Here is a 20,678-nt window from a genome sequence, read left to right as displayed (position 1 = left end):
TGGCCTTGGCACCGGGCGATTTATGTCACATGGAAACCACCGCCGTACTTCACACGGGATACATACCTGCGGTAATGAGCGCCCGGGCCCGGGAGCCTCCACCCCTGCCCGCGAGGGGCTTGACTCCAGCGATCCACGATATATCGTGTCTATCGAGACACGATATGTTGCGTGACCGCATCCAGCCAGGGAGGCCAGGGGATGTCAGCCCGGTCAGAGTGGTCGTTCGGCGAACCACAGAAGCTCACCTTCGACGAGCCCGTCTCCGCGCTTCACGTCCGCATCGTGGAGGGCACGGTCAACGTCGTCGGGACCGACGGGGGCCCGGCACGCCTGGAGCTCTCCGAGATCGAGGGCCCACCGCTGAAGGTGACCCTGGAGGACGGCACCCTGAGCGTCGCGTATGACGACCTCCCCTGGAAGGGCCTGCTCAAGTGGCTCGACCGCAAGGGCTTCCACCGCACCGTCCATGTCACCCTCGCCGTGCCCACCGGCACCGCCGCCTCGATCGGGGTGGTCAACGCCTCCGCCGTCGCCTCCGGGCTGAGCGGCCGGACGGATCTGCGCGGCGTATCGGGCGACGCCACCCTCGTCGGGCTGACCGGTCCGGTGCGCGCGGACACCGTCTCCGGCCGGGTCGAGGCCCAGGCCGTCACCGGCGATCTGCGCTTCAACTCGGTCTCCGGCGACCTCACCGTGATCGAGGGCTCGGGCCCGGTCGTGAAGGCCGACTCCGTCAGCGGCAACATGGTGCTCGACCTCGCCCCCACCGCCCAGCACGCGGACATCAGCCTCACCACCGTCTCCGGTGAGATCGCCATCCGGCTGCCGCACCCCGCCGACGCCAGGATCGAGGCCAACACCGCGAGCGGGCCCGTCTCCAACGCCTTCGAGGACCTGCGCGTCACCGGCCAGTGGGGCGCCAAGCGGATCACCGGGAACCTGGGCTCGGGCCGGGGCAGGCTCAAGGCCACCACCGTCTCCGGCGCGATCGCGCTGTTGCGGCGCCCGCCCACCGACGAGGACGGCGACGACAGCACCGGCGGCTCCGGCGGCACTGACAGCGCTGACAGCACCGGCTTCACCGGCGGCACCGGCACCACCGGCGGCTCCCAGGGAAAGGTCCTCTGATGCCCCCCGTATTCGCCCACGGCCGACTCCGCCTGTACCTGCTCAAGCTGCTCGACGAGGCCCCGCGCCATGGGTACGAGGTCATCCGGCTGCTGGAGGAGCGCTTCCAGGGGCTGTACGCGCCCTCCGCCGGCACCGTCTATCCGCGCCTGGCCAAGATGGAGGCCGAGGGCCTGGTCACCCACACCACCGAAGGCGGCCGCAAGGTCTACTCCATCACCGACGCCGGACGCGCCGAACTGGCCGACCGCAGCGGCGAGCTGGCCGACCTGGAGCTGGAGATCCGCGAATCGGTGGCCGAACTCGCCGCCGAGATCCGCGAGGACGTGCGCGGCTCCGCCGACGACCTGCGGCGGGAGATGCGGGAGGCCGCCCAGCAGGCCCGCACCTCCGGCGGCGAGGGCAAACACGCTCCCTGGGAAGGGGGTTCGTGGGACAACAGCGAGGGCTGGCGGCAGGCGAAGGAGGAGCTGCGGCGGGCGAAGGACGAGTGGAAGGAGCAGGCCCGCCGCGCGAAGGAGGAGAGCCGCCGCGCCCGGCAGGACGCCCAGCGCGCCCGTAAGCAGGCGAAGGACGCACAGGAGTTCGCGATCGAGGAGGTCCAGCGGGTCGCCCGGCGCGTCCAGGAGCAGACCCAGGAGCACATCCGGGCGGGCGACTGGCAGCGGGCGGTGCGGGACGGGCTGGCCGAGGTGTCGCGCAGCATGGGCCGCCTCTCCCGGCAGGGCACGTCCCCCTCGGGGTGGACGGACGCGGACGAGGGAACGAAGACCACCGCCCCGCGCGCGGAGGCACCGCAACCGGGCCCCGACGCCGCCCCGCAGGACGCCACCGGCGCCGCCACCGAGGGCGGCGGCGAGGGCGGCGCGCCGGCCGAGCCCGCATGGGCCGGGGAATTCACCCCGTCAGGCAACCCCGCCCGCGACCTGGACCGGCTGCTCGACCGCTTCCGCGACGACATCCGCGACACCGCCCGGGACCACGGGGTGACCGATGCCCACCTGGCCGACGCTCACCGTCAGCTGGCGGCGACGGCGGCCCGGATCACTCGTCTGCTGCGCGGCCCGGCCAAGGAGTAGACCCGGGCGCGCCCGGCGGCGCTTCGTCCGGCGACGCGTTGCCCGGCGGCGCGTTGCCCGGCGGCGCGTTGCCCGGCGGCGCTTCGTCCGGCCACGGGACGGAGCGCCGCAGTAGCCTCGCCGGTATGCGACTGGAGACCCCCGAGGCGCGGCGGCGCTTCGCCCGCGCCCGGGTGCTGCGGCTGGCCACCACGGACGAGGACGGCCGACCGCATCTCGTGCCCGCCACCTTCGCGCTCACCGCCCCGGACGGCGCCGATGGCATGGACACCGTGGTCACCGCCGTGGACCACAAACCCAAGCGCCACCAGGACCTGAAGCGGCTGCGCAACATCCACACCAACCCGGCGGTCTCCCTCCTGGTCGACCACTACGACGAGGACTGGCGGCAGCTGTGGTGGGTGCGGGCCGACGGCCGGGCCCGGATCGTCCCGGCCGAGGCGGCGGCCGAACGGGAGGACCCGGTGCGGCGACTGGTCGACAAGTACCCGCAGTACGCCGACCGGCCGCCGCGCGGACCGGTGATCGCCATCGAGGTCACCCGGTGGTCGGGCTGGGCATTCGCCGAGGAACAGCCGGACCGCTGATCAGTCGTCGCCCCTCCCCTTGTCGCGGTCCCCTTCGTCTCAGTCGTCGTCCCCCTTGCCGTCCCCGTCGTCCTCCTGGTCGCGCGGACAGTCGAACGCACTCCTGGGGCCCCAGGTCTTCGCCTCGTCCCCGCTGTCGCGTATCCCGCACTCCAGCGCGATCTCCGGCGACCCGCCCCTGGTGTCGTGCAGGATCAGCAGCCGCTTGTTGACAGGCACCTTGGCGCCCTCGCCGTAGATCAGCGAACCGGTGGCCCCGCGCAGCCCCTCCGCTCCGCCCGCCCCTCGCTCCAGCGCCGACTGCACTCCGCCCCGCCCGAAGGGCGCCGTGCCCGCGCTCTGGTACGCCGCGTTGATCCCCTCGGACAGCACACCGAGCGCGTCCGAGGCGAGCGGCACCCGGGCGTCGTTGCTCCACAGGTCGCTCCCGTAGGCGTCGTGGTACCTCCGGCGGAACTCATCGCCCTTCACATTGGGCGAGCTGCCCTTCGCCAGGGCCTGCGCCGCGTAGTACAGCCGCAGCCTGAGGTGCTTCTCGCTGGGACGCTGCTGCTCGACCACCGCGTTGTCGAGGTCGTTGCCGCCGAGCACGGTCGATTGGCCGTTGCAGCCGGTGCGCCGGTCGAAGTCATCGAGAAAATTCTCGAATTCATGGGCGCGGGCCGCCCAGTACACCACCGTGCGCGGTTCCTCCTTGAGCCTCCGGCATATGCTGTCGGCCATCTGCGAGGTATGGGAGACCCATTCGCCCCCTTGGCCTTTGCGTTTCGGGGGCGGCGCGGCGGACGGGCGCTGGACCGGATACCAGATGCGGTGGACGTCCTCGAATTCCTCGGCGAACCGGTCGCTCAGATTCGCGCTGTAGATGTCGGTCGGATCTCCGATCACCACCGCCTTCTTGGCGGGGGCACAGGTCCCGGGCGCGGTCTGCACGATATTGGCGTGCCGCGCGAAGTTCGCCGCGATCCGCGCCTCCCGGTGGTTGTCGGGGGCGACCTGGCGGTACATCGGCGAGCGCTGCATCTCCTCGGCCGTCGCGGCGGTGCCGATCATGGGCAGTCCGGCCCCGGCGAGGATGTTCCGCGCGCTCAGCGTGCCCGGGCGGCTCTGGCCGAGGCCGACCACGCCCAGGAACTGCTCACCGTTCCCGGCGCGCTCGGCCTCCGCGACCTCCTTCGCCAGTGCTCTGGCCGCCGCGGGCGCCCGGGTGAAGCGCTCGCCCGCGTCCATCAGACGGACCTTCAGCCAGACCTTGCTGCTCTTCTGCTGATCCGCCTGTTCGTTGATCTCCTCCTGGGCCAGCGCGATGCCGCGCACCTCGGGGATGGCGCCGCTGTACTTGGCCTCGTCCCAGCCGTCCGCGGTCACCGGCACCCCCAGATAGCCGACCGTCCGGACCATGTCGCCGGAGCGGGCCGCCTTGTCGGCCCGCTTGTTCTGCCGGGTGATGGCGGCCACCGCGTCGCCGTAGACGGCCCGCGGACTCCGGTTCGGCGGGCGGCTCCGCCCATCGCCCTTGCCACCGGACGCAGACACGGACGCAGACGCGGACGCGGTAGGGACCGGGGCCGGGGTCGCCGAGGCGCCGCTGCCCCCGAGGCAGGCGGTGTCGCTGCGCGCTGTCAGCCAGGCCACGCCATAGCCGCCGAGCAGCCCGAGCACGGTGATACCCGCCACCGCCGCGACCGCGGCCTCCACCCGCGGCGCCGCGTCGGAACGGCTTCTGCCGACGGCGATCTCCGGATAGCGGCCGAGCCAGCGGGCCGCGTCCTCGTCGTCCGCATGCGGTTCGACGCCCACCCGGACCACCCGGGCGCCGCCCGCACCGGTGGTCCCGATCCAGGACTTCAGCGTGATGGCGGCTTCGGCGAAGGTCTCGGTGCGCTCCCGGCCCGGGGACACCGCGGCCATCAGCATGACCCCGGTGCATCCCGTGTGCTCGACCGCCTGGGGGAACTGCTCCAGCAGCCGCCCGGTGTCGTCACCGATGGCCGGGGGCTGCGGGAAGACGAGGACCACGCGATGGCGGCGACGCCGCCCCCACGGCGAGAGCCGGGGATGGCGGAAGGCCCGCTCCAGGTCGGCGAGCAGCGCCCGCAGCAGCACATCGACGATCGGCTCGCGCCGCGCGGCGCCGGGCGCGCCCACGGTCAGCCGACAGGCGTCGGCGAAGAAGCCGGGCCCGCCCTCGGGCAGTTCGGCCCAGGTGCGGTACCAGCTGCCCTTGCGGGTCATCCGGCGGCCATGGCGCCGCCCGTACCACCAGCGCGGCAGCAGGCCGAACAGCGGTCGGCGCAGCCAGTACCAGGCGGTGCCCGGGATGCTCGGCGGCGGCTCCTCCCCGCCGCTCACGGCTTGGAGGGCGCGCAGGAAGACCGAGCGGGCGCAGTGCGCCTCGTAGCTCCGGTTGCGCAACTCCGTGGCCTGGGTGCCGGACGGGCATCCGGCGAGGTCGGCCTCGACGATGCCGCACATCAGCCGGAACTGCGGCAGCCGCAGTCGGCCGAAGCCACCGGGCCGGTTGCGCAGCAGCTCCTCCTCGATCTTCTGGAACGTCACCCCCACGTGCTCCTGACGCGGGGCCTCGGCCTCGCCCGCCACCTGGGCGAACGGAACGCGGGCGCGGCCGCCCGCGCTGAAGCGCGCGCACAGGCCGTCCGCGATCCGCCCGGCCTCGGGTCCCTCGGTCAGCTGGGTGAGCAGGATCTGCGGCGCCGGACCGCGGCGGCCCGGCGGCAGGGTGACGAGCTGTTCGAGCGCGTCGATCAGCAACTCGATTTTCGGCAACGGTGGTACTGAAGTAGTCATGTGCATCCCCCCGGGCACGATTATCCGCGCCGACTTCGGAGAGCACCAGACCCTTCACCGAGAGTGATGGCAATACATCACTCTTGACCGCGAAAGATCGAACAAGGGTGCAATATCCGCCACATATGACCGTCGGTCAGGCCCGCGGAGCCAGTCAGCCCTCAGACCGTCAGCACGACCTTGCCGAACAGGTCGCCGCCCGCCATCTTCTCGAACCCCTCGCGCGCCCGGTCCAGCGGCAGCACCGAGTCGATCACCGGCCGCACCCCGCGCGCCGCGCAGAAGCTCAGCAGGTCCTCCAGCTCGTCCTTGCCGCCCATCGTGGACCCGACGACCTTCAGCTCCAGGAAGAAGATCCTGTTCAGCTCGGTGGCCTGCGGGTTGGGGCCGCTGGTGGCGCCCGAGATGACGAGCGTGCCGCCCGGCTTGAGGGACTTCACCGAATGCGACCAGGTCGCGGCGCCGACCGTCTCGATCACCGCGTCCACCCGCCGCGGCAGCCGCTCGCCCGGCTCGTACGCCCCCTCGGCGCCGAGTTCGACCGCGCGCTTGCGCTTGGCCTCGTCCCGGCTGGTGGCGAGCATCCGCAGCCCGGCGGCGGCACCCAGCACGATCGCGGCGGTGGCCACGCCGCCGCCCGCGCCCTGCACGAGCACGCTGTCGCCGGGCCGTACGCCCGCGTTGGTGAACAGCATGCGGTAGGCGGTCAGCCAGGCCGTCGGGAGGCACGCGGCCTCCTCGAAGGACAGCTCCTTCGGCTTGGGCAGCAGATTCCAGGTGGGGACGGTGACCTTCTCCGCGAAGGTGCCCTGGTAGCGCTCGGTGAGGATGGTGCGGGGCTCACGCGGTCCGACGCCGTGACCGCTCTGGCCGATGACCGAGTGGAGGACGACCTCGTTGCCGTCCTCGTCGATCCCGGCGGCGTCACAGCCGAGGATCATGGGCAGCGACTCCTCGCCGAGTCCCACCCCGCGCAGCGACCACAGGTCGTGGTGGTTGAGCGAGGCGGCCTTGACGCTGACGGTCGTCCAGCCGGGGCGTGCCTCCGGCTCGGGGCGCTCGCCCAGTTCGAGGCCGCTGAGCGGCTGGTCGCGGTCGATACGTGCGGCGTAGGCAGCGAACATGATCCCGACCATAGGCCGCGGCGGAAGACGACGGAACCACGCCGCGATGTGAGTCACACCGCCCCGGGCGCCGCCCGAGCGCCGCCCGGGCACCGCACCGGAGCCGAACGGCGGGGCCGGGCCGCCCCGTGGACGACCCGGCCCCGCGCGCCGGTCGGCGGTCGGCGGACCGTGTGGCTCAGCGGCGCGCCACGCCCTCCGCGCGGGCGGCGGCGGCCACGGCCGCGGTCACGGCCGGGGCGACCCGCTCGTCGAACGGCGAGGGGATGACCTTGTCCGCGCTCAGCTCGTCGGCCACGACGGAGGCCAGTGCCTCGGCGGCGGCGAGCTTCATGCCCTCGGTGATCCGGGAGGCCCGGACCTGGAGGGCACCGGCGAAGATGCCGGGGAAGGCGAGCACGTTGTTGATCTGGTTCGGGAAGTCGCTGCGCCCGGTGGCGACCACGGCCGCGTGCTGGTGGGCGACCTCGGGGTGGATCTCCGGGTTGGGGTTGGCCATCGCGAAGATGAAGGCGCCGGGCGCCATCTTCGCCACGGCCTCCTCCGCCACCGTGCCGCCGCTGACGCCGATGAAGACGTCGGCGCCGTCCATCGCGGCCTCCAGCGAACCGGTGAGCCCCGCCTTGTTGGTGAAGCCGGCCAGCTCGCGCTTGACCTCGGTGAGGTCCTCGCGGTCCGGGGAGACGACGCCCTTGCGGTCGCAGACCGCGACGTCTCCGATGCCCGCCTCGGTGAGGATCCGGGCGATGGCCACACCGGCAGCGCCCGCTCCGGAGATGACGGCGCGCAGCTGGCCGAGGGAGCGGTCCGTCAGCTTGGCCGCGTTGCGCAGCGCGGCCAGGGTGACGACCGCCGTGCCGTGCTGGTCGTCGTGGAAGATCGGGATGTCGACGCGCTCCTGGAGCTTGCGCTCGATCTCGAAGCAGCGGGGCGCGGAGATGTCCTCCAGATTGACGCCGCCGAACGAGGGCGCGAACCGGACGACGGTCTCGACGATCTCGTCCACGTCCCGGCAGTCGAGCGCGATGGGCACCGCGTCCACGCCGCCGAACTGCTTGAAGAGGATCGCCTTGCCCTCCATCACCGGCAGGGATGCCTCCGGGCCGATGTCGCCGAGCCCGAGCACCGCGCTGCCGTCCGTCACGACGGCCACGACCTGGGACTTCCAGGTGTAGTCATGGACGAGTTCGGGCTGTTCGGCGATTGCGCTGCACACCTTGGCGACGCCCGGCGTGTAGGCGAGGGACAGGTCGTCCCGGTCGCGCACGGGCACGGTCGCCTGGACGGCCATCTTGCCGCCGCGGTGCAGCGCGAAAGCGGGATCGAAGGGCTCTCCGTCGGTCACTCCGTCGGCTCCTTCGCCGCTGTCGCTTGCGTTGTCGCTGCGAGGATTCACCATCTCCGCTGCCACTTTTAGACCCCTTTGTCGTTTTTCTGTCGAGGGTAGCCGCCCCGGGTTGGGAGCGGGCGGGCACCGCGTCCGGTGCCGCGGGGCAGTTACCTGCCACGCGGAGTCAGATACGGACGCCGGACGCGTCGCACTCGCGTCCTGAGCCCCGGATGAGGGGGGTAGCCGTCTGTTCTACCGGAAGCGCGCGCCCAGAACGAGCGGGTTCCGTTGCGGTGGTGTTCGGAAACTTCTCAAAACCGTCGGAAGCGGTCGAAGCAGCCTCGAATATGCATGCTGCCGTCACGCGTCATTCGCCGCATGATCACAATTTCGTACCGCTCCTCGCACCTGGGCTGTCCAGCCCGGTGTCCGTTTCCTGTGCACCACGGGGATCGCCCGTTATCCGATTTTGACATGGATCGCCGTACGGGCGTGCCCGTCCAGATGGCAAGATGCCCCAATCACACGAGATCGCGACACCCATACGCGTGTTCCCGACCCTCGGACACCCTCTCACCCTGCCGGAGGAACCAGCATGACCGCCAGCTTCACGCGTCGCCGGGTCACCACGAAGTCCCGGACGGCCGCTGTCGGCGCCGTCGTGGTCGTGGGCGCCCTGCTGCTGACGGGCTGTGGCGACCAGACCAACAAGGCGAAGCAGGGTAATTCCAGCAACGCCGCCGACAAGGGTCCGCTCTTCAGCAAGCTGCCGCAGAAGATCCAGGACGCGGGTGTGATCAAGGTCGGCTCCGACATCAATTACCCGCCGGTCGAGTTCAAGAAGAACGGCAAGGTCATGGGGCTCGACCCGGACCTGGCGAACGCGCTCGGCAAGGAGCTCGGCGTCACCTTCGAGTTCAACAACGCCACGTTCGACACCCTGCTGTCCGGTCTGCGGTCGCAGCGCTACGACATCGCCATGTCGGCCATGACCGACAACAAGGGCCGTCAGGACGGCGTCGACCCCGACACCGGCAAGAAGGCCGGCGAGGGCGTCGACTTCGTCGACTACTTCACCGCCGGGGTCTCGATCTACACCAAGAAGGGCGCCGACCAGGGCATCAAGACCTGGGACGACCTCTGCGGCAAGAAGATCGTCGTGCAGCGCGGCACCGTCTCGCACGATCTGGCCAAGGCGGAGTCGAAGAAGTGCGACAAGAGCGGCAAGGGGAAGATCGCGGTCGAGGCGTTCGGCAATGACACCGAGGCCCAGACCCGGCTGCGCGGCGGGGGCGCCGCAGCGGGGTCCAGCGACTTCCCGGTGGCCGCGTACGCGGTGAAGACCTCGGGTGGCGGCAAGGACTTCCAGCTGGTCGGCGATCAGGTGGACGCCGCCCCGTACGGCATCGCCGTCTCCAAGGACAACACCGAGCTGCGCGACGCCCTCCAGCAGGCGCTCGCCCTCATCATCGCGAACGGCGAATACGACAAGATCGTCGCGAAGTGGGGCGTCAAGGACGGCGCGGTCACCAAGGCCATCATCAACGGCGGCAAGTGACCCCGGCCCGACCCTGAAGCTCGCGCGCTCGCGCTGAAAGGCACTCACCCGTGACAACGAAGATCGACAAGACGGGGCCCGTCGGCACCCCGTCTCCCGCACCGGAGAACATCAAGGCCATCCCGGTGCGGCACTACGGCCGCTGGGTCTCCGCGGTCGTCGCCATCGCCGTGCTGGCGATGCTCGTCTACGCCTTCGCCAAGGGCGACGTGAACTGGGCCGCCATCCCGGACTACTTCTTCGACGGCGAAGTCCTCAAGGGTGTCCGCAACACCATCTGGATCACCATCCTCTCGATGGTGCTCGGCGTGGCCCTCGGCATCGTCCTGGCCGTGATGCGGCTCTCGAAGAACCCGGTGACGTCCTCCATCGCCTGGGGCTACATCTGGTTCTTCCGCGGCACCCCGGTCTATGTGCAGCTGCTGGTGTGGTTCAACCTGGGGCTGGTCTTCAAGTACATCAACATCATGCCGATCTACAAGGACGAGTGGTCGGACTTCATGACCCCGTTCCTGGCCGCCCTGCTGGGCCTCGGGCTGAACGAGGCCGCGTACATGGCGGAGATCTGCCGGGCGGGCATCCAGTCCGTCGACGAGGGCCAGACCGAGGCCGCCCAGGCGCTGGGCATGAGCCACGCCAAGACGCTGCGCCGGGTCGTCCTGCCGCAGGCCATGCGGGTGATCGTGCCGCCGACCGGCAACGAGTTCATCAACATGCTCAAGACCACCTCGCTGGTGATCGCGGTCCAGTACTGGGACCTGCTCCAGGCCACCTCGGAGGTCGGCCAGAACTCCGGCGCCACCGCCGAGATGCTCTTCCTCGCCGCCGCCTGGTACCTGATCCTCACCTCGGTGCTCAGCGTGGGCCAGTACTACCTGGAGCGCTACTACGCGCGCGGCACCTCCCGGAACCTGCCCGCGACGCCGTTGCAGCGCATCCGGGTCAACCTGCTGTCCGGCTCCAACCGCCAGGGAGGCGTGAGCGCATGAACGCCATGGTGAAGGCCGAGGGCGTCCACAAGTCCTTCGGCGCCGTACAGGTCCTCAAGGGGATCGACCTCGAGGTCGCCCCGCGCGAGGTGTTCTGTCTGATCGGCCCGTCCGGATCCGGGAAGTCCACGTTCCTGCGCTGCATCAACCACCTGGAGAAGATCAACTCCGGGCGGCTGTACGTGGACGGCGACCTGGTCGGCTACCGGCAGAAGGGCGACAAGCTCTTCGAGCTGAAGGACCGCGAGGTCGCCGCCAAGCGCCGCGACATCGGCATGGTCTTCCAGCGCTTCAACCTCTTCCCGCACATGACCGCGCTGGAGAACGTGATCGAGGCGCCGGTGCAGGTCAAACGCGAGACCAAGGCGGTCGCCCGGGAGCGCGCGCTGAAGCTGCTGGACCGGGTGGGCCTCGCCGACAAGGCGGGCAACTACCCCTCGCAGCTCTCCGGCGGCCAGCAGCAGCGGGTCGCGATCGCGCGGGCGCTGGCCATGGAGCCGAAGCTGATGCTCTTCGACGAGCCGACCTCGGCGCTCGACCCGGAGCTGGTCGGGGACGTCCTCGATGTGATGCGGGGGCTCGCGGAGGACGGCATGACGATGATCGTCGTCACCCATGAGATGGGCTTCGCCCGGGAGGTCGGCGACTCGGTCGTCTTCATGGACGACGGCGTGGTCGTGGAGTCCGGGGTTCCGCGTGAGGTGCTGACGAACCCGCAGCACGAGCGGACGAAGTCCTTCCTGTCGAAGGTGCTCTAGGAATACGACGCGAGGGCGGTACGGGGCATGAGGCTCCGTACCGCCCTCGGCCGTCACTTGAGCCCGAGCACCATCGCGTCCGAGACCGAGCACCACACGGGCCGCGCCTCGGCGAACCCCGCCTCGCGCAGCGCGTCCGCGTGCCAGCCCGCGGACTGCACCTCGCCGTCCGCGTGGTCGCCGTCCGCCGGGTTGCCGAAGATCGTGAACCGCTCCGCGACGGGCTCCGCCAGCACCGGGTCCGCGGCGGCGGCGCCCCACCAGTCCACCCAGTCCTGGGCGCCCTCGGCCTTGGCCCGGGCCTGCCGCTCCTTGCGGTACGTACGGTCGGCGTCGTTGAGCCGGGGGGTGTCCGGGTCCGGCATGTGGTCGGCGTTCAGGAACACCCCGCCGTCCCGCAGCACCCCCGCCACCTGGCCGTACAGCGTCCGGAGTTCATCGGAGCGCAGCCAGTGGAGGGCGGTGGCGGTGAGCACCGCGTCGTACGTGGGGTGCGGCAGCCGCCCCGTCCACCCGGGGTCGCGCAGGTCCACGCTGACGAAGGTGATGCGGCCGTCCCCCGCGAAGTACCCGCGCGCGATGGCCAGCAGCGCGGGGTCCAGATCGACGCCGGTGCCGGTGGCGCCGGGGAAGCGGCGCAGGGCCCGATCCGAGATACTGCCCGTGCCGCACGCGAGGTCGAGGATTCTCGGCTCCGGACCGACCAGCGCCTCGACCGCGTCGAGCATCGCCCGGAACCGCTCCTCACGATCGGGGAGGTACCACTCCTGCTGCCGGTCCCAGCTCCGTTGCCACGCCCGCCAGTCCGCCGCGGCGAGGGTCTCGGTCATCGCGTTCCTCCAAGCCGTCGTAGTCCGTAATACCCTGGCGCCTAGAGCGCCCATTACCCGACCTGACCGAACCGACCCTAGACCGCCTCCGTAAGGACCACAAGTGGAACTGGCTTATTACTCAGATCTCGCCGTGCGTCTGGTCAACAGCGAGGAGCCCGCACGGGGCACCGACGCGCTCACCTCGGTCGACGCCGTACGGACCCTCTTCGGCGAGAGCCAGCAGGCGACCCGGCGCGCGACGGACGCCGACGTCACCCGGCTGCGGTCGGTCCGGGCCCGGCTGCGCGCGGTCTTCGAGGCGGCGGCGGACGGTGACGAGGTCCTGGCGGTGGACCTGCTCAACGCGCTGCTCATCGAGTTCCCGGTGAGCCCGCAGATCTCCGGGCACGAGCTGCGGGACGAGGACGGCCGCCCCAACTGGCACATGCACATCGCCGACTACGCCGCCAACGCCAGCGCCGGTTTCGCCGCGACCGCCTCCATGGGGCTCGCGTTCCACCTCACCGAACTGGGCGCGGACCGGCTCGGCATCTGCGAGGCCCCGCCCTGTCGTAACGCCTACCTCGACACATCGACAAATCGATCCCGGCGCTACTGCTCGGACCGCTGCGCCACCCGCGCCAACGTCGCCGCCTACCGCGCCCGTAAACGCCTCGACGCGGGCCGCTCGGCCGACCCCGCACCCGCACCCCTGGCGCGCGACCGCGACCGCACCGGCCGCACCGCCGACACCGCCCACGACAGCAGCCCCGCCATCGACCGCTGACCCCGGGCCCCGGCCCGCCCCGGCAGCGGCCGCACCCGCACCCACGCCCGCGCCACCACCAGCTCGTCCGGCACGACGCCGAACTCCCGGCTGTCGTTCTCCACGTCCGGGTTGTCCCCCATCACCCACCAGCCGCCGTCGCGGCGCTCCACCGCGCGCTTGACGATGAGCAGGTCCTGCCGGAAGGGATGCCGGAGCACCACCACGTCCCCCGGCCGCACGGGCACCCCGTACCGCACCACCAACTGGTCACCCGGGTACAGCGACGGCTGCATCGACGGGTTGTACACCTCGGCCAGCCCCATCCGCAGCAGTCCGTGCTGCTCGCGGCCCTTCTCCTGCCCGCGATCGTGCAGCTGCTCCTGCATCACGGCACCTCCGGTCCGTACGCCACCATCCGCCCACACCATCCCAGGTCACACCCTCAAGGCTCCCGGACTGTCACCGGACTTTTGACCTAAGCCCCCCGGCCCGCCCGAGAAAAGCCTTCCCACACGGAGTAATCTCGCACCTGAGAAGACGATCACGAATGGAAGGACAGCTCTATGCTCTCCCGCCTGTTCGCCCCCAAGGTTCAGGTCAGCGCGCACTGCGACCTGCCGTGCGGCGTGTACGACCCGGCCCAGGCCCGCATCGAGGCCGAGTCCGTCAAGGCCATCCAGGAGAAGTTCCAGGCCAACGAGGACCCGCACTTCCGTGCCCGCGCCACCACCATCAAGGAGGAGCGCGCGGAGCTGGCGAAGCACCACGTCTCGGTGCTGTGGAGCGACTACTTCAAGCCCCCGCACTTCGAGAAGTACCCGGAGCTGCACCAGCTGGTCAACGAGACCCTGAAGGCGCTCAGCGCCGCCAAGGGCTCGACCGACCCGGCCACGGGTCAGAAGGCCCTGGACTACATCGCCCAGATCGACAAGATCTTCTGGGAGACCAAGAAGGCCTGACCCGGCCCCGGGGCCGACACGCCCCCTGCCCGCACCCGGCCCGCCACCGCGGCCGGGTGCGGTCTTCTTTTAACGGCCATACTGGAACACGTGGACCAAGCGGGCGCGGCGCGGGTCACCGTCAGCGGTGATGCCACGGTGACCGGCTGGAACGACGGCGCCCGGCGGCTGCTCGGATATCCGCCGTCGGAGGTGGTGGGGCGGTCTGCCGCGGCGCTGCTCGCCGAGCCGGTCGACGGCGTGGTGGAACGCGCCCGGGCGGTGCGGATGCGCTGGCGCGGCACGCTGGCGGTGCGCCACCACGACGGGCACCGGGTGGAGGTGGCGCTGCTGGCCCACCGCACCGGGGACGGCTGGCTGCTGGTCGCCCCGCTGCCCTCCGAGGATGCCGCGGCACCCTCCGACGTAACGCTCCTGACCTGGGCGTACGCCCAGTCGCCCTGCCCCATGGCGATCTACGACACCGATCTGCGGCTGCGCAAGGTGAACGCCGAGATGGCGCGCGTCATCGGCCTGCCCGCGGACGACCTCCAGGGGCTGCGGCTCGCGGACATCTCCGGGAAGCTGCGCAGCGAGGGGCTCGAAGCGCTGATGCGGCACGTGCTGCGCACCGGCGAACGACGCCATATGGAGACGTATCCGCGCACCGGCGGCGAGCAGCGCGAGCACGCCTGGTCGGCCCACTTCGCGCCGCTGAAGACCAAGGACGGCCAGGTACACGGCGTCTGCCTGGCGGCGCACGACATCACCGAGCAGTACCGGGCCCGGCAGCGGCTGCTGCTGCTGAGCGAGGCCAGCGTACGAATCGGCAGCACCCTCGACATCACCCGCACCGCGCAGGAGCTGGCCGAGGTGTGCGTACCGCGGCTGGCCGACTTCGTGACCGTCGATCTGCTGGACCGGCTCGACCAGGACGAGGAGCTGCCGCCAGGACCGCTCACCGGTCCGATCGTGCTGCGCCGCGCCGCCCATCAGTCGATTCACGAGGGGACCCGCGAGGCGGTGATCGCGCCGGGGCAGGTGGACACCTATCCGGAGGTCTCGCCGATGGCCGAGTGCCTGGTGGCGGGGCGGCCCATCATCTACACCACCGACGATCCCGTCATCACGGCGTGGGCCGCCCTCAAGCCGGCCCGCGGCGCCATGTTCCAGGAGTACGGTGTCCATTCGATCATGTCGGTACCGATCCGGGCGAGGGGGACGACCCTCGGAGTGGCCGTGTTCAACCGCCACCGCCGCCCCGAACCGTTCGCCCAGGACGATGTGCTGCTGGCCGAGGAGATCACCACGCGGGCCGCGGTCTGTGTGGACAACGCCCGCCGCTTCACCCGGGAGCGCGACACCGCGCTGGCCCTCCAGCACAGCCTGCTGCCGCAGGCGGTGCTCCGGCCGTCGGCGGTGGAGGTGGCGTCCCGCTATCTGCCCGCCGGGCCGTACACGGCGGCGGGCGGGGACTGGTTCGATGTGATTCCGCTGTCCGGGGCGCGGGTCGCCCTGGTGGTGGGCGATGTGGTCGGCCACGGCATCCAGGCGTCGGCCACCATGGGGCGGCTGCGCACCGCGGTGCGGACCCTCGCCGATGTGGACCTGCCGCCGGACGAACTCCTCACCCATCTCGACGACCTGGTGATCCATCTGTCCGCGGAGGCCGGGGACGAGGAGACCGCCGGGGACGTCGGCGCCACCTGCCTGTACGCGGTCTACGACCCGGTGACGCACCACTGCGCCATGGCCGCGGCCGGACATCCCGCACCGGCCGTGGTCACCCCCGGCGGCCCGGTGGAGTTCGTACCGCTGCCGGTGGGTCCGCCGCTGGGAGTCGGCGGGCTGCCGTTCGAGGTGATGGACCTCGAACTGCCCGAGGACACCGTGCTCGCCCTCTACACCGACGGCCTGCTGGGCGGCTGGGACCGGGACGTGGACGAGGGGCGCGTGCTGCTGGCCGATGCGCTGACCCGCCCCGCCGCCTCGCTGGAGGGCACGTGCGACTCCGTTCTGCGCGCTCTGCTGCCCGAGCAGGGCGTGCTGGACGACGTCGCCCTGCTCCTCGCCCGCACCCACGCCCTGGACGCGGCGCACGTGGCCACCTGGGACGTGCCCGCCGACCCCGCCTGTGTCGCCCGGTCCCGCCGGGACGTCACCGAGCGGCTGACCGACTGGGGTCTGGACGACGCCGTGTTCACCACCGAACTGGTCGTCAGCGAGCTGGTCACCAACGCCATCCGGCACGCGCTGCCGCCCATCCAGCTGCGCCTGATCCACGACCACTCGCTGATCTGCGAGGTGTCCGACGCCAGCAACACCGCCCCGCATCTGCGCCGCGCCCGCACCTTCGACGAGGGCGGCCGCGGGCTGCTGCTGGTCGCCCAGCTCAGCCGCCGCTGGGGCAGTCGGCAGACCGCGGACGGGAAGACCATCTGGGCGGAGCAGCCACTGCCCGGCGCACGGCCCGACCTGGGCTGATCCGCCACCTGTCGGCCACTGATGTTGCTGTCGCCGTGAAGATTCCCACACACGGCCCGATGAGTTCCGGCCCACCGCGCGGTCCCCCTTACCCGAGCCCTCACCGGGCACTCTCACGGACGAATGGGGACCGCACATGAACGCCGGAGGATTCTCGACCGCGCGACTGGGCCGGATGCACGACGTGCTGGCCCGCCATGTCGACCGGGGCGAGGCGCCCGGGCTGATCACGGCGCTCAGCAGGCGCGGTGAGACGCATGTCGATGTGATCGGTACGAAGGCGTTCGGCGGCGCGGACCCGATGCGCCGGGACACGATCTTCCGGATCGCCTCGATGACCAAGCCGGTGATCGCGGTCGCGGCGATGATCCTGGTCGAGGAGTGCGTGCTGCGGCTGGACGACCCGGTGGACGCGCTGCTGCCCGAGCTGGCCGACCGGCGGGTGCTCCGCCGGATCGACGGACCGCTGGAGGACACCGTTCCGGCGGTCCGCCCGATCACCGTGCGCGATCTGCTGACGTTCCGGCTGGGCCACGGCATGCTGATGGGCCCGCAGGACGCTCCCATGGCGCGCGCGGTCCAGGAGCTGGGGGTGGGGCCGGGGATGCCGGACCCCACCGCGGCGCCGGACCCCGATGAGTGGATGCGGCGCCTGGGCACCCTGCCGCTGATGCACCAGCCGGGCGAGAAGTGGCTGTACCACACCGGCTCCCAGGTACTGGGCGTGGCTCTGGCGCGGGCGACCGGCCGCCCGCTGGAGGACTTTCTGCGGGAGCGCATCTTCGAACCGCTGGGCATGGCGGACACCGGCTTCCACGTACCGCGGGAGAAGCTCGGCCGGCTGGCCACCTCATACGTCGCCGGCCCCGGAACGGGGAAGCCCGAACCGTACGACGGGGTCGAGGACAGCCGGTGGGCCGCGCCGCCCGCGTTCCCGGACGGCGGCGGGGGCCTGGTCTCCACGGTGGACGACTTCCTGGCGTTCGGCCGGATGATGCTGGACCGGGGCCGGTACGACGGTGGCGGGCGCATCCTGTCCCGGCCGTCCGTGGAGCTGATGACGACCGATCAGCTGACGCCCGCCCAGAAGGCGGTGTCCGGCCTCCTCCCGGGGGCGTGGGACAACCTGGGCTGGGGGTTCGGGGTTTCGGTGGTCACCGGGCGGGACGGGGTCGCCGCGGTGCCGGGGCGGTTCGGCTGGGACGGCGGGCTCGGCACGTCCTGGGCCTCGGATCCCGCGGAGCAGATGGTGGCGGTGCTGCTGACCCAGCGCGCGCAGTTCCCGCAGTTCTCGCCGGTGTACCTCGACTTCTGGACGCTGGCCTACCAGGCGATCGACGACTGAGGCAGCGGCGCCCGGCAGGCGCTACGCGCCGTCCGACGGGCCCGCGAGGCCGATGTCGGCCAGCGGGACCGGCGTACGGGCGTCGCGGATCCGCACCAGCGGGCTGTCGTTGCGCAGCAGCCACTGGCGGTAGGCGTCGCTCGCCCAGGCGATCTCCAGGTACGCGGTCTCCAGCTCGGCGAAGAGCGCGTCGACGTCGGCGGAGACGGCCGCGCCGCCCGCGTCCGGGGCATCCGCGTCCGGCGCGCGCGAGGCCAGGTACAGCCCGACCGTCAGCGGATCCCCGTGCAGCGGCCGCACCACCATGCCCGGACGCGACCGGGCCGTGGGCTGGCAGGGGGCGACCACCTCCCCGGAGGCGACCAGGTCGGCGGCGGTCAGATAGTCCCCGTACACCACGCGGGGGTTCAGCCCGGCGGCGGTGAGGACGCGGCGCAGGCCGGGCCCTTCGCCGTCCCCCGCGGGGTCGACCATCCACTGGTCGTCGGCGAGGTCCGTGAGCCGCACCACCGGTGCGTCGGCGGCCGGGTGCGTCTCGGCGAGGGCCACGAACTGTGGCTCGCGGGCCAGCAGCACCCGGCGCCGCACCCCTTCGGGGATCCGCAGCGGGGCGCCCTCGACCTCGTGGACGAAGGCGGCGTCGAGCTGCTGCGCGGCCACCATCTCCAGCAGCGCGTTCGCGGACACGTCCATGTGGATGGTGGTGTCGGTGTCCGGGAAGCGGGCACGGAGCCTGCGCAGCCACCCGACCACGGCCCTGCTGCCGGTGCTGCCGATGCGCAGGGCCTCGCCCGTGGCCTGCCCCACCTCCAACCGGACCTCGCTGACGAGGGCGTTCATGTCGGCCACGATGGGCCGGGCCCGGTTCAGCAGGGACCGTCCGAGCGGGGTGGGACGGCTGCCGGTGACCTCCCGCGAGAACAACCGGCCGCCGACGGTGTTCTCGATGCGCCGGAGCTGTGTCGTCAAAGAGGGCTGGCTCATGCCCAGCTGCCGCGCCGCCTTCCGTAGGCTGCCGGTGTCGGCGATGGCGCACAGCGCACGAAGGTGCCTCACCTCGAGCTCCACGGCGGGAGCATAACGGCGCTCTCGCGCGTCACACCAGACACTGAAACCGCGCCAATTCCCCTTTCTGCGGAGGCGAGTCGGCATTCACGACCCGTGGCGGGATATGCCATGGGACTATCGCCGGTTGGCATCTCTGCGCCACGCCGGATCTCCTCAAGACTCTGCGGCACCAAGAGTGCATCCCAGGGCTCCCACCGCCGCACCCCACACGGCGGCCGGGGCCCCAGGACGATGAGGAGCCCCCCACGTGACACTTCCCACGTTGGCGCTGTCCGCGACCCTCGGCCTCGGTCTGGCGGCGAGCCTCGCCGCCGTGCCCGCGTCGGCGGCCACGCCCGACCACACCCGGTCGGCCACGACCGGCACCACCGCCGCGTACGTCCCCGGCGCCGAGGAGAAGGCCGACACCGACGCCTTCATCCAGGCCGTCATGAAGTCGGCGCTGGCCAAGCGGGCGAAGGCGCCCGGCCTGGCCGCCGCGGTCACCGTCACCTACAGCGCCAGTTCGGCGCCGACCTTCAAGTCGGTGATAGCCCGCAGCACCCAGATATGGAACGCGTCGGTGAGCAACGTGAAGCTGAAGGAGGGCAGCAACCCCGACTTCACCTACCGCGAGGGCAACGACTCCAGAGGGTCGTACGCGAGCACCGACGGCCACGGCGGCGGCTACATCTTCCTGGACTACAAGCAGAACCAGCAGTACGACTCCACGCGGGTCACCGCGCACGAGACCGGCCATGTGCTCGGCCTGCCGGACCACTACTCGGGCCCGTGCAGCGAGCTGATGTCCGGTGGCGGCCCGGGGACGTCCTGCAAGAACTCGCAGCCCAACCAGGCCGAGATCAAGCGCGTGAACCAGTTGTGGGCCAACGGCCTGGCAGCCCTCCAGAAGAAGGACCTCGCCACGGCCCGCTGAACGCCTCCAGGTCACTGTGAGTCCCTGAGCCACTGATCAGGGCACGCCGCCCGCACCCGGTCCCCCGACGCCGGTGCGGGCGGCGGGTGGTTCCGGGAAGAGCCGCACGCGGGGCGCTCCCGCTTCCGGGCGGAGGTACGGTGTATTCACCAAGGTTTCGCGCATTTCTGCCGGAATTCCTCCAGGCCGGGGCCCGGCCCCAGGGAGTGAACACCATGGAGACCGTCGTCAACGTGGTCGTGATCCTGGCGATGATCGCCGTGGGCGTGCTGGTGATCCACCGCCTCAACGCCCAGACCGGCAACAAGATCGCGCCCGATCGCCACAGCGATCTCCCGGCCCGCCACCGCCACCGCCACCGCCGATGGGGCCGCGGGCGGCCGCACCGGGGCCACGGCGTGGCGCCGCCGCGCGTCTGACGCACCGCGCGTCTGACGGCACCGCGCGACGCCCGGACGTACCGCGCCTGCGATGCGCCACCCGTCCGACGTGTCACTCCTCGCCGATCGCGTCCTCCAGCGTGGCCACCGGACCGAGCGCATCGAGCAGCCCGCCCACCCGCAGGGTGCGCAGGATCAGCGGGTCGTCGCACACCAGCCGCAGCCGGCCGCCGCGCTCGGCCACCCTTCGCTGAGCGCGGCACAGCAGCCCCAGACCGGAGCAGTCGAAGAACGTCGTCGGCGTCAAGTCGACCACGACCTCGGGCGCCCGGGCGCCCGTGGCGGCGTCCAGTGCCGGGCCGACGCCCGCCAGTCCGGCGATGTCGATCTCACCGTGCAGGGCGACGACGGTGTATCCGCCGATGCGGGACGTACGGGCGTACGGGGCCGGGTCCGGGTGGTCCGGCAGGCGGCATAAGTCACCGGCGGCAGCGTCGGAGCCCGGCGCTGCGTCCGGCGTCGCGTGTGACGCCCCCTGCGGCATCGGTGCGCCACGGGGAGCGCCTTGCTGCGACATCACGAATTCCCCTCGGAACGGCACA

The 20,678-nt window shown here is 71.5% G+C and carries 18 protein-coding genes and 1 pseudogene; 12 read left to right on the top strand and 7 right to left on the bottom strand.

The window, feature by feature from the left end; genetic code table 11:
• The first annotated feature begins 201 nt into the window (after window positions 1–201).
• The 3 genes from LCH29_RS17585 (at window position 202) to LCH29_RS17575 (ending at window position 2,797) form a co-directional block, all read left to right on the top strand.
• Window positions 202–1,131: a DUF4097 family beta strand repeat-containing protein gene (locus LCH29_RS17585; protein WP_446462662.1), complete on the top strand. Its 930-nt coding sequence runs from the start codon at window positions 202–204 to the stop codon at window positions 1,129–1,131.
• The gene (locus LCH29_RS17580) at window positions 1,131–2,210 is read left to right on the top strand and encodes a helix-turn-helix transcriptional regulator (protein WP_446462661.1); all 1,080 of its coding nucleotides are present in this window, start codon (window positions 1,131–1,133) and stop codon (window positions 2,208–2,210) included. The genes LCH29_RS17585 and LCH29_RS17580 overlap by 1 nt, the downstream gene beginning before the upstream one ends.
• A 125-nt stretch (window positions 2,211–2,335) precedes the next feature.
• Complete coding sequence (locus tag LCH29_RS17575; RefSeq protein WP_446462660.1) at window positions 2,336–2,797, top strand: TIGR03668 family PPOX class F420-dependent oxidoreductase; 462 nt, start codon at window positions 2,336–2,338, stop codon at window positions 2,795–2,797.
• A gap of 39 nt (window positions 2,798–2,836) precedes the next feature.
• Here the strand turns inward: LCH29_RS17575 and LCH29_RS17570 are convergent, their stop codons facing one another.
• The 3 genes from LCH29_RS17570 to LCH29_RS17560 form a co-directional block, all read right to left on the bottom strand.
• The gene (locus LCH29_RS17570; protein WP_446462659.1) at window positions 2,837–5,605 is read right to left on the bottom strand and encodes a hypothetical protein; all 2,769 of its coding nucleotides are present in this window, start codon (window positions 5,603–5,605) and stop codon (window positions 2,837–2,839) included.
• A gap of 161 nt (window positions 5,606–5,766) precedes the next feature.
• Window positions 5,767–6,729, bottom strand: coding sequence for a zinc-binding dehydrogenase (locus tag LCH29_RS17565; protein ID WP_446462658.1), 963 nt, complete (start codon window positions 6,727–6,729; stop codon window positions 5,767–5,769).
• 178 nt (window positions 6,730–6,907) lie between these two features.
• Complete coding sequence (locus tag LCH29_RS17560) at window positions 6,908–8,140, bottom strand: NAD(P)-dependent malic enzyme (RefSeq protein WP_446462657.1); 1,233 nt, start codon at window positions 8,138–8,140, stop codon at window positions 6,908–6,910.
• 514 nt (window positions 8,141–8,654) lie between these two features.
• Here LCH29_RS17560 and LCH29_RS17555 point away from each other — a divergent pair.
• Genes LCH29_RS17555 through LCH29_RS17545 form a run of 3 tightly spaced genes read left to right on the top strand, consistent with a single transcriptional unit; the run spans window position 8,655 to window position 11,364 of the window.
• Window positions 8,655–9,617, top strand: coding sequence for an ABC transporter substrate-binding protein (locus LCH29_RS17555; protein WP_446462656.1), 963 nt, complete (start codon window positions 8,655–8,657; stop codon window positions 9,615–9,617).
• Between the two features lie 50 nt (window positions 9,618–9,667).
• Complete coding sequence (locus LCH29_RS17550) at window positions 9,668–10,606, top strand: amino acid ABC transporter permease (protein WP_446462655.1); 939 nt, start codon at window positions 9,668–9,670, stop codon at window positions 10,604–10,606.
• Complete coding sequence (locus LCH29_RS17545; protein WP_446462654.1) at window positions 10,603–11,364, top strand: amino acid ABC transporter ATP-binding protein; 762 nt, start codon at window positions 10,603–10,605, stop codon at window positions 11,362–11,364. Before LCH29_RS17550 ends, LCH29_RS17545 begins: the two co-directional genes overlap by 4 nt.
• 53 nt (window positions 11,365–11,417) lie before the next feature.
• Here the strand turns inward: LCH29_RS17545 and LCH29_RS17540 are convergent, their stop codons facing one another.
• Window positions 11,418–12,194 carry a class I SAM-dependent methyltransferase gene (locus LCH29_RS17540; RefSeq protein WP_446462653.1) on the bottom strand — a complete coding sequence of 259 codons (777 nt, stop codon included), beginning with the start codon at window positions 12,192–12,194 and terminating at the stop codon, window positions 11,418–11,420.
• A 103-nt stretch (window positions 12,195–12,297) separates the two neighbouring features.
• Between LCH29_RS17540 and LCH29_RS17535 the strand changes: the two genes are divergently transcribed.
• Complete coding sequence (locus LCH29_RS17535; RefSeq protein WP_446462652.1) at window positions 12,298–12,963, top strand: CGNR zinc finger domain-containing protein; 666 nt, start codon at window positions 12,298–12,300, stop codon at window positions 12,961–12,963.
• Window positions 12,964–13,070: 107 nt separating this feature from the next.
• Here the strand turns inward: LCH29_RS17535 and LCH29_RS17530 are convergent.
• A pseudogene (locus tag LCH29_RS17530) lies at window positions 13,071–13,238 on the bottom strand (S24 family peptidase); the annotation flags it as partial.
• A gap of 270 nt (window positions 13,239–13,508) precedes the next feature.
• On the opposite strand from LCH29_RS17530, the gene sodN reads away from it, so the two are divergent.
• The 3 genes from sodN (at window position 13,509) to LCH29_RS17515 (ending at window position 17,712) form a co-directional block, all read left to right on the top strand.
• On the top strand, window positions 13,509–13,904 hold the full coding sequence (gene sodN / locus LCH29_RS17525) for a superoxide dismutase, Ni (protein ID WP_055547886.1): 396 nt from the start codon (window positions 13,509–13,511) through the stop codon (window positions 13,902–13,904).
• Window positions 13,905–13,985: 81 nt separating this feature from the next.
• Entirely contained in the window at window positions 13,986–16,367 is a 2,382-nt protein-coding gene (locus LCH29_RS17520; RefSeq protein ID WP_446462744.1) for a SpoIIE family protein phosphatase, read from the top strand.
• A 136-nt stretch (window positions 16,368–16,503) separates the two neighbouring features.
• A complete protein-coding gene (locus LCH29_RS17515; protein WP_446462651.1) occupies window positions 16,504–17,712 on the top strand; it encodes a serine hydrolase domain-containing protein in 1,209 nt (402 codons plus the stop codon).
• Between the two features lie 21 nt (window positions 17,713–17,733).
• On the opposite strand, the gene LCH29_RS17510 is transcribed toward LCH29_RS17515, so the two are convergent.
• Complete coding sequence (locus LCH29_RS17510; protein ID WP_446462650.1) at window positions 17,734–18,780, bottom strand: LysR family transcriptional regulator; 1,047 nt, start codon at window positions 18,778–18,780, stop codon at window positions 17,734–17,736.
• 247 nt (window positions 18,781–19,027) lie between these two features.
• On the opposite strand from LCH29_RS17510, the gene snpA reads away from it, so the two are divergent.
• Together snpA and LCH29_RS17500 are read left to right on the top strand one after the other, a co-directional pair.
• On the top strand, window positions 19,028–19,696 hold the full coding sequence (gene snpA / locus LCH29_RS17505; protein WP_446462649.1) for a snapalysin: 669 nt from the start codon (window positions 19,028–19,030) through the stop codon (window positions 19,694–19,696).
• A 215-nt stretch (window positions 19,697–19,911) separates the two neighbouring features.
• Window positions 19,912–20,115, top strand: a complete 204-nt coding sequence (locus LCH29_RS17500; protein ID WP_446462648.1) for a hypothetical protein — start codon at window positions 19,912–19,914, stop codon at window positions 20,113–20,115.
• A 73-nt stretch (window positions 20,116–20,188) separates the two neighbouring features.
• Here LCH29_RS17500 and LCH29_RS17495 read toward each other — a convergent pair whose 3' ends face one another.
• Window positions 20,189–20,653: an STAS domain-containing protein gene (locus LCH29_RS17495; RefSeq protein WP_446462647.1), complete on the bottom strand. Its 465-nt coding sequence runs from the start codon at window positions 20,651–20,653 to the stop codon at window positions 20,189–20,191.
• Between the last annotated feature and the right edge of the window lie 25 nt (window positions 20,654–20,678).

The organism is Streptomyces sp. BRA346, assembly GCF_052851135.1.
This window is presented reverse-complemented; position numbering and strand designations above follow the sequence as displayed.

Excerpts from the sequence above, each read along its gene's own strand:
- LCH29_RS17565 (WP_446462658.1), bottom strand. The coding sequence starts at position 6,729 with ATGTTCGCTGCCTACGCCGCACGTATCGACCGCGACCAGCCGCTCAGC.
- LCH29_RS17580 (WP_446462661.1), top strand. The coding sequence starts at position 1,131 with ATGCCCCCCGTATTCGCCCACGGCCGACTCCGCCTGTACCTGCTCAAG.
- sodN (WP_055547886.1), top strand. The coding sequence starts at position 13,509 with ATGCTCTCCCGCCTGTTCGCCCCCAAGGTTCAGGTCAGCGCGCACTGC.
- LCH29_RS17585 (WP_446462662.1), top strand. The coding sequence starts at position 202 with ATGTCAGCCCGGTCAGAGTGGTCGTTCGGCGAACCACAGAAGCTCACC.
- LCH29_RS17545 (WP_446462654.1), top strand. The coding sequence starts at position 10,603 with ATGAACGCCATGGTGAAGGCCGAGGGCGTCCACAAGTCCTTCGGCGCC.
- LCH29_RS17540 (WP_446462653.1), bottom strand. The coding sequence starts at position 12,194 with ATGACCGAGACCCTCGCCGCGGCGGACTGGCGGGCGTGGCAACGGAGC.
- LCH29_RS17495 (WP_446462647.1), bottom strand. The coding sequence starts at position 20,653 with ATGTCGCAGCAAGGCGCTCCCCGTGGCGCACCGATGCCGCAGGGGGCG.
- LCH29_RS17575 (WP_446462660.1), top strand. The coding sequence starts at position 2,336 with ATGCGACTGGAGACCCCCGAGGCGCGGCGGCGCTTCGCCCGCGCCCGG.
- LCH29_RS17570 (WP_446462659.1), bottom strand. The coding sequence starts at position 5,605 with ATGACTACTTCAGTACCACCGTTGCCGAAAATCGAGTTGCTGATCGAC.
- LCH29_RS17555 (WP_446462656.1), top strand. The coding sequence starts at position 8,655 with ATGACCGCCAGCTTCACGCGTCGCCGGGTCACCACGAAGTCCCGGACG.
- LCH29_RS17515 (WP_446462651.1), top strand. The coding sequence starts at position 16,504 with ATGAACGCCGGAGGATTCTCGACCGCGCGACTGGGCCGGATGCACGAC.
- LCH29_RS17500 (WP_446462648.1), top strand. The coding sequence starts at position 19,912 with ATGGAGACCGTCGTCAACGTGGTCGTGATCCTGGCGATGATCGCCGTG.